The sequence below is a fragment of the Anabaena sp. 4-3 genome, assembly GCF_001597745.1.
Classification (GTDB): Bacteria; Cyanobacteriota; Cyanobacteriia; order Cyanobacteriales; family Nostocaceae; genus Trichormus.
The window spans coordinates 176,963-196,294 of record NZ_LUHJ01000049.1; the positions used below are offsets into that span (position 1 = coordinate 176,963).

14 protein-coding genes are annotated in these 19,332 nt (G+C 40.3%); 8 read left to right on the top strand and 6 right to left on the bottom strand.

Annotated elements, in window-relative coordinates; translation table 11 throughout:
- The 3 genes from A3775_RS24685 to A3775_RS13825 all read right to left on the bottom strand — a co-directional run.
- On the bottom strand, window positions 1-3,597 hold a 3,597-nt coding region (locus A3775_RS24685), incomplete at its 3' end, for a cadherin-like domain-containing protein (protein WP_197480153.1).
- A 541-nt stretch (window positions 3,598-4,138) separates the two neighbouring features.
- Window positions 4,139-4,957 (bottom strand): type 1 glutamine amidotransferase, encoded by an 819-nt coding sequence (locus tag A3775_RS13820; protein ID WP_066381845.1) that lies wholly within the window; start codon window positions 4,955-4,957, stop codon window positions 4,139-4,141.
- 126 nt (window positions 4,958-5,083) lie between these two features.
- Entirely contained in the window at window positions 5,084-6,421 is a 1,338-nt protein-coding gene (locus tag A3775_RS13825; RefSeq protein WP_066425423.1) for a Mur ligase family protein, read from the bottom strand.
- A 280-nt stretch (window positions 6,422-6,701) separates the two neighbouring features.
- Between A3775_RS13825 and A3775_RS13830 the strand changes: the two genes are divergently transcribed.
- Together A3775_RS13830 and A3775_RS13835 are read left to right on the top strand one after the other, a co-directional pair.
- Window positions 6,702-7,289: a thylakoid membrane photosystem I accumulation factor gene (locus A3775_RS13830; RefSeq protein WP_066381848.1), complete on the top strand. Its 588-nt coding sequence runs from the start codon at window positions 6,702-6,704 to the stop codon at window positions 7,287-7,289.
- A 209-nt stretch (window positions 7,290-7,498) separates the two neighbouring features.
- On the top strand, window positions 7,499-8,107 hold the full coding sequence (locus A3775_RS13835; RefSeq protein ID WP_066425425.1) for a hypothetical protein: 609 nt from the start codon (window positions 7,499-7,501) through the stop codon (window positions 8,105-8,107).
- Between the two features lie 85 nt (window positions 8,108-8,192).
- On the opposite strand, the gene A3775_RS13840 is transcribed toward A3775_RS13835, so the two are convergent.
- Both A3775_RS13840 and A3775_RS13845 read right to left on the bottom strand, forming a co-directional pair.
- A complete protein-coding gene (locus A3775_RS13840; protein WP_066381852.1) occupies window positions 8,193-9,278 on the bottom strand; it encodes a RodZ family helix-turn-helix domain-containing protein in 1,086 nt (361 codons plus the stop codon).
- 466 nt (window positions 9,279-9,744) lie between these two features.
- The gene (locus A3775_RS13845) at window positions 9,745-10,614 is read right to left on the bottom strand and encodes an alpha/beta hydrolase (RefSeq protein WP_066381855.1); all 870 of its coding nucleotides are present in this window, start codon (window positions 10,612-10,614) and stop codon (window positions 9,745-9,747) included.
- Window positions 10,615-10,836: 222 nt separating this feature from the next.
- On the opposite strand from A3775_RS13845, the gene A3775_RS13850 reads away from it, so the two are divergent.
- Complete coding sequence (locus tag A3775_RS13850) at window positions 10,837-11,670, top strand: RodZ family helix-turn-helix domain-containing protein (RefSeq protein ID WP_066381859.1); 834 nt, start codon at window positions 10,837-10,839, stop codon at window positions 11,668-11,670.
- A gap of 71 nt (window positions 11,671-11,741) precedes the next feature.
- On the opposite strand, the gene gatA is transcribed toward A3775_RS13850, so the two are convergent.
- Window positions 11,742-13,202: an Asp-tRNA(Asn)/Glu-tRNA(Gln) amidotransferase subunit GatA gene (gene gatA / locus A3775_RS13855; RefSeq protein ID WP_066381861.1), complete on the bottom strand. Its 1,461-nt coding sequence runs from the start codon at window positions 13,200-13,202 to the stop codon at window positions 11,742-11,744.
- Window positions 13,203-13,598: 396 nt separating this feature from the next.
- Here gatA and A3775_RS13860 point away from each other — a divergent pair, with 396 nt between their 5' ends.
- From A3775_RS13860 to A3775_RS13880, 5 genes are all read left to right on the top strand, one after another.
- Window positions 13,599-14,942, top strand: coding sequence for an OB-fold nucleic acid binding domain-containing protein (locus A3775_RS13860; protein WP_066425427.1), 1,344 nt, complete (start codon window positions 13,599-13,601; stop codon window positions 14,940-14,942).
- Between the two features lie 240 nt (window positions 14,943-15,182).
- Window positions 15,183-15,728: a hypothetical protein gene (locus A3775_RS13865; protein WP_066381865.1), complete on the top strand. Its 546-nt coding sequence runs from the start codon at window positions 15,183-15,185 to the stop codon at window positions 15,726-15,728.
- 387 nt (window positions 15,729-16,115) lie between these two features.
- A complete protein-coding gene (locus A3775_RS13870) occupies window positions 16,116-16,781 on the top strand; it encodes a nitroreductase family protein (RefSeq protein ID WP_066381866.1) in 666 nt (221 codons plus the stop codon).
- Window positions 16,782-16,997: 216 nt separating this feature from the next.
- Complete coding sequence (locus tag A3775_RS13875) at window positions 16,998-17,489, top strand: orange carotenoid protein N-terminal domain-containing protein (protein ID WP_066381870.1); 492 nt, start codon at window positions 16,998-17,000, stop codon at window positions 17,487-17,489.
- A 405-nt stretch (window positions 17,490-17,894) separates the two neighbouring features.
- The gene (locus A3775_RS13880) at window positions 17,895-18,422 is read left to right on the top strand and encodes an orange carotenoid protein N-terminal domain-containing protein (protein ID WP_066381867.1); all 528 of its coding nucleotides are present in this window, start codon (window positions 17,895-17,897) and stop codon (window positions 18,420-18,422) included.
- Window positions 18,423-19,332: the final 910 nt, after the last annotated feature.

Consider the following 19,332-nt stretch of genomic DNA (forward strand, 5'->3'; position numbering starts at 1 on the left):
ACTACCACCAATCATCTCGTCTGCACCTGTGCCACCACGTAGGGTATCATTACCTAACTCGCCATACAGCTTGTCATTACCGTCTAAGCCGTCAATAATATCGTTGCTAGCTGTACCGTTGAGGGTTTCTGATGCTGATGTGCCAATATTGTGCTGAATGGGAGCAGGTAATTGATATTCTGCAACTAGGCCACCAAATCCGAATAAAGTAGGTTTGCCACTGCCTGCAATCTTCCATGATACTGAGTTACTTCCTAGTTGGTATCTAAAGCTACGTACATCATTGAGGTCATACACGTATCCCCAATATCGTCTGGAATCGAAATAAAATGTTGATAACTCAGACTCATCTATAAATCCGTTATCATCAGTATCTTCTCCAGTAAAGTAATTTAGACCAAATGGGTAAATTCCAGGAGAATAAAACGTAAAAGTTTTGAACTGAGTAGTTGGAGGTGCGATTTCGGCAACAGTGATGTTAGTATTGGCAAGGGCTGGCTTATTCGACAGTTGAGCAATTCTGACTTGTGCAGCACTACCATTACCATCGGCATCAAAGAATAGATTACCTGTAGATTGGTCATAAATGAAGCGATCGCTTGCCGTGGTTGCACTTGTCCCCAATCGGAATACACTCGCATCCAACACACCCACGCCTTGACTCAAACCAAACTCCGCTTTGGAGATGATAATTTTGTCATCGGCAACATTGAAATCGGTGATGGTATCAAAATCACTACCCACAGGACGACTTAATTGGAAACTATCCTTACCAGCACCACCAGTTAAGGAATCACTACCTCTACCACCAATCAGGGTATCGTCACCATCATTACCATGCAGGGTATCATTACCATTGTCACCTAAGAGGCGATCGTTACCTCCTAACCCAGAAAGCCAATCATTACCATTATTGCCTGACAATACATTCGCCGCCGAGTTACCAATCAGGACATTATTACCATCGTTACCAGTACCATTGATGGCATTGTTGCCTGTGAGTGTTAAATTTTCTAAGTAATTGCCCAATTCCCAACTAAAATTAACACTCACTGTATCTGTGCCACCATTTGCATCTTCGATGATAGCGTCTCCTGAATCATCTACATAGTAAGTGTCATTACCACTACCGCCAATCATCTCGTCTGCACCAGCACCACCATTGAGCGAATCGTTACCAGTGCCGCCGTACAGGGTGTCATTATCAGTACCACCTAATAAACTGTCATTTCCTGCGCCACCAACCAGCCAATCATTGCCACTACCGCCTGACAACACATTCGCCGCCGAGTTACCAATCAGGACATTATTACCACTGTTACCAGTACCATTAATAGTATTACTGCCTGTGAGTGTTAAATTCTCTAGGTGATTGCCCAATTCCCAACTGATAGTAGAGATAACTGCATCTGTACCACCATTTGCCTCTTCAACGATGGTGTCTCCTGAATCGTCTACAAAGTAAATATCATTGCCACTACCGCCAATCATCTCATCTGCGCCAGTACCACCATCTAGCCAATCGTTACCAGTGCCACCACGCAGGGTATCATTACCTAACTTGCCATACAGCTTGTCATTACCGTCTAAGCCGTCAATGATATCGTTGCTAGCTGTACCATTGAGGGTTTCTGATGCTGATGTACCTGTAATCACATTGTTGATAGTTAAGTAAACAGTCGCAGTGTTGTTACCACCCTGCCCATCACTGATACTGTAGGTAAAGCTATCTGTGCCGGAGTAGTTTTGATTGGGGGTGTAGGTGTATGTACCATTGTTGTTATCGATCAGGCTGCCATTAGTTGGCTGTGTGATGGTTGTAATTGACAGAGTGTCCCCATCTGCGTCGGTATCGTTGGCTAGCAGTGTCGCCGCACTAATGATGATGGGTGTGTTCTCATTAGTAGTGATGCTGTCGTTGCTTGCGACAGGAGAGATATTAACAGACTCAGGATTTACAAGAAATGCCCACAGTTGACGGTTGTAGTAGCCACCACTGCTAGATGCCAAAAAGTAAACAGTGTTATCGACCTGGTAAATATCACTGGGAGAAGAAGAAGCAGACCCCGGATTAATGATATCTGTTAGTTGTACTAGGTTGGCAGTATGCTTGTCAAGCACCCACAATTCAAACCCTGTAGATCCATTATTCGCCGTGAAATATAAATTACCATTGATATTGGTGAGATTACTAGGATTAGAAGATCCAGCCCCCGGATTTATATCCTTAACTTGTACAACAGCGTTTGTAGTCAGGTCAAGTTGCCAAAGTTCTTGGCCTGAATTACCATTATCTGCAATGAAGTAAACCTTGTCATTGACTTGAATCAGGTTAGAAGGATTAGAAGATCCAACTCCCGGATTGATATCTGCTACTAAGACAGGGTTGCCTGTGCTATTGTCAACTTTCCACAGTTCTCGGCCAGTATTACCACCATTGGCAACAAAGTACAATGTGTTATTGAATTTGCCCACGAAGCTGGGATTAGAAGATCCAATCCCCACATTGATATCTGCTACGAGTACAGGGTTGCCTGTGCTGTTGTCAATCTTCCACAACTCATTGCCCCTGATAGCGTCATTGAGAACTAAGTAAAGAGTGTCATTGGCACTGCCCAGAAAATAGGGTTGATTATTGTATCCACTTCCGGGACTGATATCCGCTACAAATACAGGGGTGCTTGTACCGTTGTCAATTTTCGACAAATTATACCCATTACTGCGGTTATATCCGATGACGTAAAGTGTGCCATTTACTTCGTCAAAGTCAACAATATTATCCTGCTGTTGGATTACCAGTACAAAGTCTTTTGTGGTGTTGTCAATTTTCCACAATGAGATATTCCCGCTTTCATAACTATAATCTACTCCTATTGTTGTTAGGTAGAATGTGCCATTTACATTTTTCAGCGATTCATTAAAAGAATAATTTGTCTTAAAAAATACTAAATCACCAGAGGCTTGAATCCTTCCTCCAATCTCTACAAACTTTCCTGTGGAATTATCCAGTTTATAGATTGATGAGATTTGATCAGTTGATCTACTGATGCTAGCTAGGTAAAGAGTGTCATTTATTAATGCTAAACGACCACCAGTAATCTCACCATAACCACTAACATACTCTACATTGCCGGTAGTCTGGTTAATTCTCCAAATTGCCGTTGTGTCTCTCTGTCCGAATGAGCTAATGTACAAAGTGTTATTAACTGTGGTCAGCTTGTTAATGATGTAATAACCATCGTCTAGGCTATCCACAACGACGTATGGTTGAGAAACATTGATGTTGACTGTGGCAGTGCTGACACCCCCTTGTCCATCACTGACGCTGTAAGTAAAAGAGTCAAAGCCATAGTAGCCAGTATTAGGCGTGTAAGTGTAAGTGCCATCGTTGTTATTGACTAAGCTGCCATAGCTAGTTTGACTTACCCCTGTCACCAACAAATCATCATCATTGGGATCTGTATCATTAGCTAAAAGAGTAGCTAGGCTAATGGTGATGGGTGTATTGGCTGCTGTCTTCACCAAGTCGTTTTCTAGAATGGGATTGAGATTAGGCATATCAGTGGCTAATTGCTTATTTTCAGGATTTATGCCCACAGAATTTTCCCAGGTAATTGATCAGGTAAATATCTCATTTATAGGGGGTTGATCTAGGATTAAATTGACTCTACTTAAACAGCAGATTAGTTAAAAAATTTTCTAATTGCTACCCTATAAGTGAAATTCACCTCATAAATTACTCTCGGTAAATTCGGAGGCTATGCAAGATTATTTAGTAAAAATTTTAAAATAATCCAGAATTTAATTTTTACTTAAATTTTAAAGTTTGTATAAATTTTTGCTCTCTTAATATGCCTGAAATTAACCAAATTGATATAGCAAAATCATTTCTGCTTCCAGGTAAAAGGCTGATTAATTACATTGTGACCAATATAATTTAATTTATATAAAATTTATTTTTAAGAATTAAATTAATGCTATGACATCCATTTTTTTTCTAGGAATAAATATAATTTTTTATTTAATAAAAGAATAAATCAATTTATTTTTAGATAGAAAAATTGCACATACATATTTTCATCTGAGATATTAAAAAATATTAAATATTCAGGTGGGTAACACCCACCTGATGATAGGTTTAGACTTTGGCTACAGCAGTATGAGGAAGATTAACTTTTAACCTTTGAAACATGGCTTCTCTGGCTTGTAGGGCTAAATCATCATTTAATGGCTGGAGAGTAATAGGTTGCTGATACTTTAACCGCAAGGCTGTTTGAATGAGCCAGTCAGCGACAAAGGGATTTTTTGGTAATAAAGGCCCGTGGGAATAGGTGGCTATGGCATTTTGATAGAATGCGCCTTCTGTACCATCTTCGCCATTATTGCCTAAACCATAGACGACTTTTCCCAAGGCTTCGACTTTGCCTAATTTGGTACGTCCACCGTGATTTTCAAACCCGACTAAATAGGGTTTAGTTCCAGTCATCTCTTCTAAGTCTCGCGCTAGTCGGCTAGCTGTGACTTCTATGACTAAGTTACCAATGCAACGCTTGGTGTTTTCGCCGGGATGGACTGAGACTAAATCGAGTATACCTAAACCTTGAATACGTTGCCCTAGTCCGGGTTCGTAATAGTGTCCTAATAGTTGCGGTGAACCACAAGTAAAGACTCCTGGTGTACCAGCTTCGATTTTTTCACGGATGGCTTCAGCTTTCGCGCCTTGTAAATCGCGCATGACGATTTCTTGCTGTCTGTCTTGTGCGCCACCTCCAACTATGACATCTACAGATTTAATATCATCTGCGGTGGCGTTTTGGTCGAGGGGTATGACTTTAACACTATATCCCCGCCATTGAGCGCGACGTTCTATAGTAATGACATTACCGCGATCGCCATAGGTACTCATCAGTGTAGGATATAGCCAACCGATTGTTAATTCTAATTCTTGAGAATTCATAGTTTTAGCGACTGGGGACTCTTGACTGGGGACTGGGGACTCTTGACTGGGGACAAGTCAAGTCAAAAGTCAACCTCCCCAATGAACTAATGACTAATGACTAATGACTAATGACTAATGACTAATTTAAAGAATTTTACGTCCTGTGAGAATTTCTCGCACTTCTAGCATGGCTGAGTAGGTGGGGAGAATGTGCAAGGTTTCATTGGCTGGTGTGTGTTCTAAGGCAGTGGCGATCGCTTGCCGCAAATCTTCCTCGACAATTAAATTTAGATGACTCTGGGGTGATTTTTCACTGTAACGCAGACGTAAGGCCATATCATAGACGCGATCGCCACTCACCACTAATGTCCCTCCTCTTTCGACTAATTTCTCTGTATCTACATCCCATATCCACGATACATCTGTACCATCAGGGGTGCGATCGTTTAACACCATTAATGTTGTCTTATCGCTGCTTTGAGTGACAACCCGAATTGTCTCATTCGTTCCCACAGGATTTTTTGATAATAAAATTCTGACTCGTTTACCATCAATGACTAAATCTTCCGCCCTTCCGAAAGCAGCTTGAAAATTATTAATAGTATCTCGAATGGTACTTTCATCTACGCCTAATTCTTTAGCGGCTGTGACTGCGGCTAAGGTATTGTATTTGTTATACAAACCAACTAAAATCTGTTGCCATTCCTGACTTGCTAAGGTTGGCTGACTCTTACTAAATCCACAGCTAGGACAAGTAAAATCTCCTAAATGAGATAAATATACACCTTGATAATCTAAAGAATGCCCACAGCGAGGACAATATATCGAATCAACGGCGTGGGGAATAGCTTCTAAATAATGTTCTGGCTCATTTAAACCAAAGAATAACACCTTTTGCGCTAGCTGTTGACCGAGATAAGATAAAGTAGGATCATCAGCATTGGGAATGACTACCGTTTCTGGTGGAAGAGTTGAAATAGCTTTTGTCCATCGCTTGCTGATGGTGTCTACTTCACCGTATCGATCAAGTTGATCCCGAAATAGGTTCAAACAGAGGATGATTTTTGGCTGGAGTGGTGTTAACACCTTGGGGACAATATTCTCGTCTACTTCCAGAATTGCATAATCAACATCCAGCGTCCCTACTAAGTTAGTGCTTTCTAGCAACGCTGTCATCAAACCATTTTCCAGATTTGCACCTGTGGAGTTATGGGAGACGCGATAACCTTGGTTTTCTAAAATTGTGCGTAAGAGTAGAGACGTTGTAGTTTTGCCGTTAGTACCAGCGATGATAATTACGCCGTTTTTGACTTGCTGACTGAGTAATTGTAACAGACGTGGTTCAATGCGACGAGCAATAGACCCTGGTAATACACTAGCAGCACCGAGACGGAGCGATCGCACCCCAAACGTCACACTTTTCGCTGTCAACACCGCAAACCCTAAACGCAGTCTATCTATGAGATTGATTTTATTACCCACATTCGTATCCTCAATATTTTAGTTAATAGTCATTAGTCATTAGTCATTCGTCAAGAGTAATTGATTAATTCAAAATTCAAAATTCAACATTCAACATTAAAGAATTCTGGGGTAAAAATCTTCCTCATCCCCCTCATCCCCCTCATCCCCTCATCCCCTACTCCCTGTAAATTCCCCCAAGAGGTATCTTAAGAATAGTAGACGGGTGTCATATATCCAGCCCTGTTTGCCGAATTCAGCACACCTAACGATAAATAGTAGCTTGCAAGGTTCTGTTTTGATGATTAGTATCAAGTTTCATTTTTTACATAAAAAAATTGCTGACTGGCGGCGGTTGGTTTCCAAATGCCTGTTATTGTTGACTTGTTTGTTGATTGTTACTACGCAGCCAGTCTGGGCAGGTATTAATGATGACAATTATGATGGCAATATGTTTGTGGTTTATGCGGGTAATGGTTCCCTAGTACCGCCTAAACTCACGTTAGCCCAAGCTTTAGCCGAACATAAACCGACGGTGATGGCTCTTTATTTGGATGATAGTAGTGATTGTAAACAGTATGCGATTGTGATTTCACGAGTACAAGAATTTTACGGTCAAGCAGCTGAGATTATGCCGGTGAGTGTAGATACCATTCCCGCTAAACCGAGCTACGACCCCACAGAACCAGGATATTACTATACTGGAGGTGTGCCTCAAGTTGTAGTCTTTAATCAGTCAGGTGAGGTAGTTTTAAATAAGCAGGGTCAAGTACCCTTTGAAGAGATAGATGATAGACTGCGTGAAGTGTTTGATTTATTACCACGTACAGAATCAGTACAATTAAAGCGGCGATCTTTCAACGAGTTCAGCAGCGAGTTAGCTAAATAATTGTCAGGGTAGACCAAATTGGTCTGCCCTGTATTTTAGTACCATCTGTTACTGTATTTTTCATGTTGCAAAGGATAATCTTGATATATCTGCTTTTTAGTTAATAGTCCAAATTTAATAGTCCAGAGTTTTTTCCTAATGACTAATGACTAATGACTAATGACTAATGACTAATGACTAATGACCAATGACTAATTGAGAGTGTTCTGATGTCAAAGGTTTACACTACCGAGGAGCTAATTCAAATTTTGGCAGCTGAACGTCAAGCTTGCCTTAAAGGTGAACGTCTCAAGTTAGAAGTAAAGGTTTCTGGTAATCCTGTGATTGACCAGTTTATCAGAACCGATGGTCTACAGAAATTCACAGCTTATCAAGACTTTAAAGCTGCGATTCACGATTATCAACGAGAAAATCAAGTTTCGGGTGTGATTTGGCGCGAGATGACAGTCAAAGGTAAAAGCTTGCGCTATCCAGAAGTAGACACGCAATTAATTGCACTCAATAGCGACTTGGAAATATTGAAATCAGCCAAAAATTCTATTTGGGATTTTTGGTGTGCAGTGACGGCAAAGATGGATTTGTATTTGAGTTTTAATAATAGTAAACAACATCAAAAAGTCACTATCGCTGATGTCGAGAGAATTGCTCACATCACAGAATGGGCTAGTTTATGGAAGTGGGAAAATTCTAACTTTTTGGAGATAATTTTACAGCTTGGTTGGGGTAAACCAGAAGAAGCAAGTTATAAACGTGGTAGACCAAAATCAGGTAGTGAATTTATTCATGCTGTAAATCCTGGTAATCTGCCGATAGGTTGAGTCAGGATATAAATTAAATGTAACACACCACAATTATGCGGTGCGTTACGTGCTGCTTTGAGGCATCCTACAATTAAATGATGAATTAGTTCTCCAGTGCTTCCGGTGGAGAAATATCATTGCCGACACTTTTACCCAGCGCACCAGACTTAATCCCTGGTTTGGCTACGGTTTCAGTCTGATGGCGTGGTGATGGCGAAACTGATGAAGATGGTGGAACTATGTCTTTTTCTCGCCGACTATCAGTAGTTGTTGACTGAGATATATAAGATAATCCTCCTACTGCTCCAGCTACGAGGGCTGTATAACCTACATATAAATGTAGTGGACGTAATTCTAATTTTAAGCCTGTGGGATGAGTTTTCTGTTGACACCAAGAAGGGACAACTGACGGCTCTGTGGTGGGTTTAGGTAAAGAAGCTGCTAAAATTGTGCCATTTAATCCTAAAGCATTTGCCATGACGCGGATAAATCCCCGCAAGCAGACATCTTCTGGTAAAACGTCAAAGTTGGCATTTTCCACCGCTTCCATTTGGTGGGGGGAGATGTGAGTATAAATGTAAAGTTGACTCAAACTGAGTTTTTTTGACTCACGGGCTTGTTTAAGTTGCAAGCCTATTTTACGCATTGTTTCTAGACGCTGTTCTTCTGCTATTTGCTCGGCTAGATTAGTTTTGGCAGGTTTTTTGTTTGATTTTAACCACTGGTTGAGTTTGCTAACTGGATTGTGTTCAGCATCTTTTGCAGTTTTCACTTCTGTAGAAGCGGATGACTGACTATCTTGGTGAGTATTTGTTTCTGATGGCTCAGAAATTAAGGACGCTGGTGTTGAGCAAGTAGAGGAATGATGAGGATTTTTTGGGTGAAAATTGGGTGAAATATAGGTATTGTAAGGATTGGGTGGAATATCTGCACAATTTTGCTGTTGTTGTTCTACAAATTGCTGACAGGTGATACTAATTGCTTCTCTACCTATAGCTTTGCACAATACTTTAGCTTGTTGACCTGAAGCACCTAATAAGATTTGTAACCTAGATACAATACGACGATAAACTTGACTACGATGCAGTTCAGTCTCAATCTGACTGAGGAGCGATCGCAATTCATCTTGAGAAAGGGCAAAACTCGGCCTTCCGGGAATATTTAATAAATACACACCTGTCGTAGTCATAATTCAGGTATTTTTGAGTAAATAAATAAAGATATTCTGTATAATTTTTTCTTTTCTTCATAAATCTATCCGGAAGTTTTAGTATTAATTTTACAAATTTTCCTAACTTCTAATTAAATCCGTAATTATTCGCATAATTGAATGCGAACTGAAAACCTTGTATATCAAGTAAATATTTGTTGGTATTGTGCTGATAGGTGAGTAGCACTTAAGAAAAATTTCTGTATACTAGGATATAGTTTTAAATTTTAACACTTAAGTATTTCCCAAAAATCTATTACTTTGAATTTGAAAACTTAATAATGTTAAGATTTTTGCCTTAACTCAGCATTTTCCGCAATAAACCAGTAAAATATGTACCCTCTCATAAAACAAGAGGGCAAAGTCTAGTCATGACTAATGACTAATGACTAATGACTAATGACTAATGACTAATAACTAATGACTAATGACTAATGACTAATGACTAATGACTAATGAATGCTGCTTGCTGAACAAAAGACTCAATCCATTGCAGATATTTTACACCTGCTACCTTTGCTAATTCATTATGTTCTGCTCCCGGAACTAAAATTAGCTGTTTCGGTTCGGGTGCTACAGCATACAATTGTTGACTCATAAAGGAAGGTATTGTAGAGTCACCAGTGCCATGAATGATTAAAATTGGCATTTGTAATTGTGGTATTTTTTTAATCGATTCAAATTTCTGTGTCAAAATTAAATCAATCGGAAATAAGCGGAAGGTATTGCGATAATCTATAACATCACGGATAGAAGTAAACGTACCTTCTACAATTAATCCGGCTGCTTTGGGCTGTTTGACTGCTAAATCAATTGCTACTGCCCCACCCAAAGAATGCCCATAAATAAAAATTTGTTCAGGTGGAATTTTTTTCTGCTGTACTAAGTAATTCCAAGCAGTTTCAGCATCTTGATAGATGTTGATTTCATTAGGGAAATTCCCTTCACTGCGGCCATAACCCCGGTAATCAAGTAACAATACAGAGAATCCGAGTTGATGAAATCTACTAGCGTGTGCTACATTTGCGCCAATATTTACCCCATTTCCATGCAAGTACAACAAAACCTGAGATTGGGGTGACTCGGCGGGAATCCACCAAGCGTGCATACGTTCCAGCTTACCAGAACTTACTTCTACAGGTAGCCATATATCTTGATATGGAAGTTGAAAATACTCTGGTGTAATTTCAATGCTACTAGAGGGAAAGAAAATAAACCGAGTTTGTTTGACAAACAGAAATAGGCAAATAGTCAGATAAGCGATCGCTGCGATTGTGCTAGCTACAGGTAGAAGCTTAAAAATTAATTGTATCATAGTTGACAATTTTTTGATATGTAAGCAGCTAATTTGATACTTTAACAAATATTGATAAAGACATAATTATTTAATAACCAGAATCAGTTAACATTTGCTAATTAGAAAGTCTCATTAAAATGAAAATGTGATGCCAAAATTGAAGGACACAGTAATCATATTAACTGGATTTAATTAGACTGACAGGTGAATAGTCAAATTAGTGAATGGTGGGAGAAGACTGTGAAGCTATTAAACCAAGTGCAAGAAGAACAACTCCGAGAAATAAGTAAACAGTTAGTACAGGTAAGACAAGAGAAATACATACGTATAGAAGAAGTAGCTGCTAAAACACATATTAGACTAACTTTCTTAAAAGCTCTGGATGCAGGCCAGTTTGAAGAATTACCAGAACCAATTTACATTCAAGGATTTATCCGTCGTTATGCAGATATCCTAGGGTTGGATGGTACGGCTTTAGCTAACTCCTTTACAGTGAACGTTTTACCACCAGAGTCTCAAGAGGAAAATCCACAGGAAGACAATCAAATTGCCCATAAAATATCTAAAATTCGCTTACCGCTTCCTGTCCCCTATGTCTTATTATCAGCAGTGGCTGTGATTGGACTGATTTATTTACTCAATTCCAAATTAACAGCTCAATCTTCGGCAAACAAACAAGACTCATCACCCACGCCTGTTGCTTCATCTCCCATAGCCGAAACTTTACCGAGCAAACAAGATGCTGTAGCCGATAATACAGCAAAAACCACTCCATCACCTGTCAGTACAGCATCTTCACCCTCACCCAAAAGCCCTGATAATTCCCAGGTGACAGTCTCTCTAGAACTGCAAGGTAACTCATGGATAGAAGTGAAAGCCGATGGTAAAACGGAGTTTGTAGGGAATTTAACCAAGGGACAACGGAAAACTTGGACAGCAGAAAATCAGCTGACTGTGCGTTCCGGTAATGCGGGTGTGGTATTGATTGCTGTCAATGAGCAACCAGCAACATTGTTAGGCAATTTAGGAGAAGTTAAACAAGTGACTTATTCTGCAAAAGTCAATAATCAATAGTCAATAGTCATTAGTGTTTCTCTCCTGCTCCCCCTGCTCCCCTGCTCCCCTACTCCTCAGTCTCCTATACCTCAACCTAGTTGCGGCTGACGTTGGTGCCAATTAGTTGATTGTTCATAAGCATAGGCTACTTGCAGTAGTTGGTGTTCTCCTAGCACTTTGCCAATGAGTTGTAAGCCAATGGGTAGTCCTTGCTCATCAAAACCACAGGGGACGCTGATTCCTGGTAAGCCAGCCAGGTTGACGGGAATAGTCATCAAGTCATTCAAGTACATACTCAGGGGATCAGTTGTTTTTTCCCCGGCTTTAAAGGCTGTGGTAGGTGCTGTAGGTGTTACCAGGACATCCACTGTCTCAAAAGCTGTTTCAAAGTCTTGTTTAATTAAGGTGCGGACTTTTTGCGCTTTCAGATAATAAGCATCGTAATAACCAGCAGACAGGGCGTAGGTACCAATCATAATCCGACGCTTGACTTCTGCACCAAACCCAGCCGCACGGGTACGAGTGTACATAGACAGCAAATTATCTGCTTCTGGCGCACGCCAACCATATTTTACGCCGTCGTATCGAGCTAGGTTAGCTGATGCTTCTGAGGGGGCGATAATGTAGTAACTGGCTAAACCATAACGGAAGTTAGGACAAGAAATTACATGAATTTCTGCGCCTAAGTTTTGTAGTTGTTCGATGGCTGTGGTTACGGCTTGTTCGACGGCAGAATCTAAACCTTCGCCAAAGGTTTCTTTGATGATGCCAATTCTTAGTTTACCTCTAGCTTTCAGGTCTGGTTTTAAGCTGGCTGCATAGTTGGGAATTTCAACTTTCAAGCTGGTGGAATCTTTGGGATCATAACCGGCGATCGCATTCAATAATATCGCCGTATCTTCCACTGAGCGACCAAACGGCCCAATTTGATCCAAAGATGAAGCGTAAGCCACCAAACCATAACGGGATACTAACCCATAAGTCGGCTTGAGTCCCACTACGCCACAAAAAGATGCTGGTTGGCGAATTGAACCACCAGTATCAGAACCGAGTGAAACAACGCATTCGTCGGCTGCTACGGCGGCGGCTGAACCCCCAGACGAACCACCAGGAACTCTCGACACATCCCAAGGGTTAGCAGTCACTTGATAGGCAGAACTCTCGGTAGAGCTACCCATTGCAAACTCATCTAGATTTGTTTTACCAACAATCACCGCCCCGGCATCAATCAATTTTTGTGACACCGTTGATTCATAAGGCGGAACAAAATTTTCTAAAATCCGAGAGGCGCAGGTGGTAGGAATTCCCTTAGTACACATATTGTCTTTCACGCCAATCGGAATTCCCGCTAGTAGTCCTATTTCTTCACCAGCAGCAATTTTGGCATCCACAGCCCTAGCCTGTTCTAAAGCTTTTTCTGCCGTTACGTGTAAGAAACTGTGCAATTTCGGCTCTAAAGCTTGAATACGGTTTAAAGCTTCTTGGGCAATTTCAACAGCCGAACGTTCTTTTTTTACTAGCTGTTCGTGTAACTCGCGGATGGATGCCATGATTACTCCCTCAGTGACTCAAACCATTGATTTTAGTACATATTGGGGGGCATTGGGGATTGGGGACTGGGGACTCTTGACTGGGGACTGGGAAATCAGAAGAATTGGGGTTCTTTGCAGGGGGAAAAGGGGAAAGTCTTCTCCCCCTTGCTCCCTGCTCCCTGCTCCCCTGCCTCTCTCGCTCCCTCATCTCCCACCCTGCGGGTGAATCCTACGGATACGCTGCGCGTTCTCTACGAGACGCTACGCGTTCGCGTAGCGTCTCTGTTCGCGGAGCGTCCCGTAGGGAAAGAGAAGCAAGCTACATCTCCCTCATCTCCCCCTACTCCCCCCACTCCCCTAGTCTAAAATTTTGTATATCCCTTAGACTAATTTTCCTCCGGGTGAAAAAACATTATGGTTAAAGTTGTTACTCGTAAATATATTGGTAAACAAAATGTCTATGATATCGGGGTTGAGCGTGACCATAATTTTGTGATCAAAAATGGTTTAGTCGCTTCTAATTGTTTCAATAAATCCCACTCAACGGCCTATGGATATGTGACTTATCAAACTGCTTATCTGAAAGCTAATTATCCATTGGAATATATGGCGGCTTTACTGACTGCTAACAGTAATGACACAGACAAGGTGCAGAAATATATTTCTACCTGTCTGAGTATGAATATTCAAATAGAACCACCAGATATTAATCGCTCTGGGGTGGACTTTACACCTGTGAATGGAAAGATTTTGTTTGGGTTTTCGGCGGTGCGGAATGTGGGACATAATGCGATCGCTGCTATTTTGGCAGCTAGGGATGAAGGCGGTGTGTTTACATCTTTGTCGGATTTTTGCGATCGCGTCGATCTTCGCACCGTCAACCGTCGGACTCTCGAATCATTGATTTACTGCGGAGCTTTTGACAAAATTGAATCTAATCGTCAACAATTAATCCAAGATTTAGAATTAGTTTACGATTGGGCGCAAAGTCGTGCTAAAGATAGAGCCACCGGACAAGGAAATCTCTTTGATTTGTTGGGTGTTCCTACTACCACGGATAAAAAAACAGCAAACGCCTTTGAGTCTGCACCTAAAGCTAAACCTGTGAACGATTATCCACCACAGGAAAAATTACGCATGGAAAAGGAACTCTTAGGTTTTTACGTTTCCGACCATCCTCTCAAATCTTTAACACACGCACCCCTTTTAACCCCAATTAATCTTTCTCAACTTGGTGAACAACGGGAAGACGCAAAGTTGTGTGTGGTTGTCATGCTCAACAATGTTAAAAAAGTGATGACCAAGAAAGGCGAAGCAATGGCAATTTTGCAAATCGAAGACTTAACATCTCAAACAGAAGCCGTAGTGTTTCCCAAAATTTACGAGCGTATAAGTTTTCTTTTGCAAGTTGATGTCAGATTAATTATTTGGGGTAAACTAGACCGACGAGACGAACAAGTGCAATTAATTGTAGAAGATGCAGAACCAGTAGAAACAGTGCAGATGGTGATGGTGGAGTTAAATACCCAACAAGTAGGCAACATCGAAGAATTACATCGCTTGAAAACTATTTTACAAGAACATTCAGGTGATAAAGAAAAGGCAAAAATGCCGGTGGTAGGAGTTATACAATCTGACAATTCTCGGAAGTTAGTCCGCTTGGGCTGGCAATTTTGCGTGCAAGATGCTCGTATTACCGTTCAAGCTCTGCAAAATGCTAGATTCTCTGCACACTTGCGATCGCTCACTGGTGGTTAGAGGCTTGTAGGGTGAATAACAACTCACTATTGACTATTGACTTGTAGAGACTCAGCAGGGCTAGTCTCTACATCATATATGCCCAATTCCTTCCACTCCCCAATTCCGCATATTCCCTTAATATTCATGAAAATTAATACTTTTTTCGTTACTTATGCGGATGTTAGTTTTAGGTAACTCATGGTATTTTTTTATGCCATATTGACTTAGGCAAGATTTAGGGGAAGGAGTTGAAACTGAATGATTACAACTGACTTAAGTAAATTTGTCTCGTATTGTAAAAAAATTCAACCCCAAACTCACGAAGAAATTAAACAATTCTTTGAGGGTGTGATTGTCTTTCCCTATGATAAAGAATTACTTTTGCAAGCTTATCTATTTTTAAATATTAGTAATTTGTTTCCTTCTTGCCATGAGTTATTGTTATTTGAAAAGTCTCCCATTGCCGATTACACAGATTTAGGAAAATGTGATTTTGTGTATTTGACCTTTCAAGGTAATCTGTTTTTAATCGAAACTAAATTTATTGATACACAAGCAACGGGAGCAACCGAAAGAAAACGCCGAAATAAGCACAGAAATAAGGTATTTGAACAAGTTATTACTTTAAAAAGTCGGTTTATTCATTATTGGTATATCCCCCCGGAACAATTAGAATGTGGCGTTTTTACTACAGATTCAGAAATGGATTGGCGAGGTGAATGTATCAACGTTGTTACTAAATCCATCTCTATTAATCATCTAGAGAAATGGCGCAAAAGTTATCAGCGAATTAACTATTTATAGCATTCCTAACTCCTCCCCGTTGACGAGGAGGGTCATCCATGCAACTATTGACTATTGACTGCTGAGACTGCATCTAGTAAAACTTTAGCAACTTGTAGGCACACAACTTGCACCTGTTCCTTGATGATAATTTTTGTAGGGTGGGCATTGCTTGCAACTTGCTGAAAGCCTTAGTTTTACGTCATTGGATGTGCAGGGAGCGACGCTTATTGAGAAAGGTGCAAGATATGACTAGGGGTTGTTTTTATTTTTGGGAATCATAATCAAAGTTTTGTTTAGGGTGCGTCAGCAGCGATAATTGGGTAAAAAAGAACAGATTTTCAACATCTGACGCACCCTAACAATGTGCCAGTTGCGTAAGTTCTGATTCAATTAAAGGAGAATCTCGTGAGTACAATCACCCAAACTCAAGCATTAGATGTCCCAAAAGCCATTATTCAGCGTCGCTCGATTAAAACATTTAAAACAGATGCGATCGCGCCAGAACTGCTTCAGCAATTAGTAGAGTTAACCGTAGCTGCACCTAGCAGTTTTAATACACAATCCTGGCGAATTATTCTGGTGCAAGACGAAGCACAAAAAGCCGCATTATCAGCAGCATCTTGGAATCAAAAACAAATTATTCAAGCCCCAGTTACCTTTGTATTCGCCGCCGATGCTAAAGCTGGCGAAGCAGACTTAACCCCAGTGTACGAAAAAGCCTTGCAAAATGGCGCATGGAACGAAGGCACTGTTAATTACTTTAAAAATGCGATTCCCCAATTTCAAGCCGGATTGGGAGACAAACGGCGAGAATATGCGATTAAAGACGCGATGATTGCTGCTACACATTTAGTCTTAGCCGCAGAAAGTTTGGGACTATCTACTTGTTTTATGAATGGTTGGATTGAAGAACAAGTCAAAGCAGTGATAGGTGCAGAGAATGAACCTGATTTAGCGATCGCAGTATTAGTACCTGTAGGCTATGCAGCCGAACCCCGTTTAGATCCTGGTCGCTTGCCATTATCTTACAACGTCTTTGTAGACAAAATTAATCATCCTTATCAAGATTAATTTAATAGTGAACAGTAGGGGTTTAGCATTGCTCAACCCTTACCTGTTCCGTATCGCACTAGGAGAAATCACCTTGACTTCTAACTTATGACTATAGACGGCTGCTGTATGATTCTACATATTGATTGAGTCACCTATATCTCTAGTAGGGTTAAATACATTAGATATATTTGTTACGGTTGCTAAAGAAATCAAAAGATGAAACTAGCAATCATTATGACTTATACACAAACCAGCGATCCAACTATTCGGGAATGTGTTCAATCCTGGCGAAAATTGAATGTAGACGAACAGCTTGCTTTGTTTTGGTTTGTCTATAAAGAAATGGGTAACACCGTCACACCAGCCGCCCCTCGTGCTAGCACTGTGTCGCCAGAAATTGCCGAAGGTTTATTTAATCAAGTCAAAGCATTAAACCATGAACAGCAATTACAACTACAACGTGACTTGATTAACTGTGTAGATAATCAAATTTGCCGCGAATACGGCTCTTTGAGTGATACCACCAAGCTATTATTTTGGTATCGTTTAGCTCAAGGTATGGAAAATACAACTATTGTTCCCATGCCTCCTAACTATCAACTGTCATCTCAATCACAACAACTGTTAGATAAAATTAAAGCTTTATCTTTTGAACAGCAGATTAATCTTTTCCGTGATTACGTTTCACCGATGGGTGCAGAAGCAAAAGCAGGTGCTGAGATTTAGATAATAAGCATTGTCTAGCAAAATCTGGTTAGCGGATTGATCAGCAATATTTGTCTGGGTAAATCAGGATAAATAAATAAACACAGAGGATAAATCATTTTTCTCTGTGTTTAATTAGCTGCTCTTGAGTTGAGATGCACCCTCAATAACGCCCTTTGCTTTGTAATCCATAATTTAAGTTGATTGATTAATGAATCCATCTGCCTTTTGACTGGTTTAAAATGATTGATTGTAGCAGAAAGAGTCTATCTTTTTATAGTGTTGCAAATACCACTAAAATTTTTAACCTAAACAAAGGTATAGCTGATTTAAATCATAATTATTACATTGTAGATTTTCTGACTCAACAAACAGCAATTAATTATGTTTTGTTAAATAAACCAACCTGACATGAGGGAGGACTTTATGACTTCTACAAATGTGAATCCTGTAGAACAAGCTGTATCTAATTTTAAAAATTTGGATATAGATGACCGTTTAGTAGTATTCGGTTCAGTGTTTGGTAAAGTTGTCGAAACAATATCTACCAGTGAGATAGACAAGTTACCAACTCAAAAAGCTGCGGAGTTAGTCGCGCAAATTCAGCAGCTTTCCCCAGAAGAACAACTTTATGCCTTGCGTGATTTGCTACCAGCTTCTAGAAATGATCAAGATGAAGTCATGCTTGACCCTCATCCGAGTAAAGCAATGGTAGAACTAGCTCAAGGTGGTAGTACAATTCCCACAGGTGAGTATGGCGCAATGAACGCTGAAGGTAAATTAGCTTTTTGGTATTTCCTAGGTCAAAGATTAGGCAGCACAGTCATTGACATACCAAGGGATTATAAACCGTCAAACCAAGCCACAGAATTAATCAACACTTTGAAATCTTTAAATACTAATGAGTTGGTTTCTTTCCTGAAACAAGTTTTACAGACGAAAGTCAAGGCATAAATAATTAAGTATTGCTGATGAGGGGGAGCAAGAAATTAAATCTTGTATCCCCTTTTTTTAGGCATAGCAGAGGGAACAGGGGAGAATTTTGAATTGATTTGTCCATGACTTCCTTGTTAAATCCCCATTATTTATTTATGGGGATTCCCTCCTGCCTCCTTAACCTGAAATATGGTTATGTGATGAAAAGCAATGTTAATTCAATTCAAAGCTAACCGAGTCATATCATGTCCGGCTAATTACTGATGATAAGTTTTCAATGCTGATTTTTTCTCTTTTCTTGTTCCCTGTTCCCTGTTAAGAGTTCCCTGTCCTCACGATCCGTATTCGGTAGCGCAGGTGATGATATCATGAACGGTGGCGAAGATGCTGGAGCCAGAGAGATTTTACGGAAATTTTCGCCTATTTTTCGCCAGCAGGAGCAAGTTTGCGTAATTCTCGCCTTGTCTCTGAAAAATGCTTGATATATAAATACTAAAGATAAGTTTAATACACTGATACCTGAGTAATTTACCAGTCCTTAGAAACTTGAGCCTTGGGTCAAACTAGGTGGCTTCACCGAACAATTAGCCTCTTGCCTAGATTACCGGGTATGGGGTGTTTTTGTGATGTGACAAAAGTAACTCCAATAATACACAAAAAAACTAGGTAACAAGTATGACAATTTAACCAAGCATTAAACTCACAATCCGTCAATTTCTCAGTCCTGGTTAAGCTACAGGAGATCAATTCATTTTTTATGTTGACAGCAAATTAACTTACATTCAAGTCACAATTATGTCTCAAGCATTCTTACTCAAAGATATCAACCCTGATGGTGATTCCTATCCCGACGACCTGATCAACATCAATGGCACACTCTACTTTGTGGCGGATGACGGTACTGGTGAGGAGTTGTGGAAGATAGACG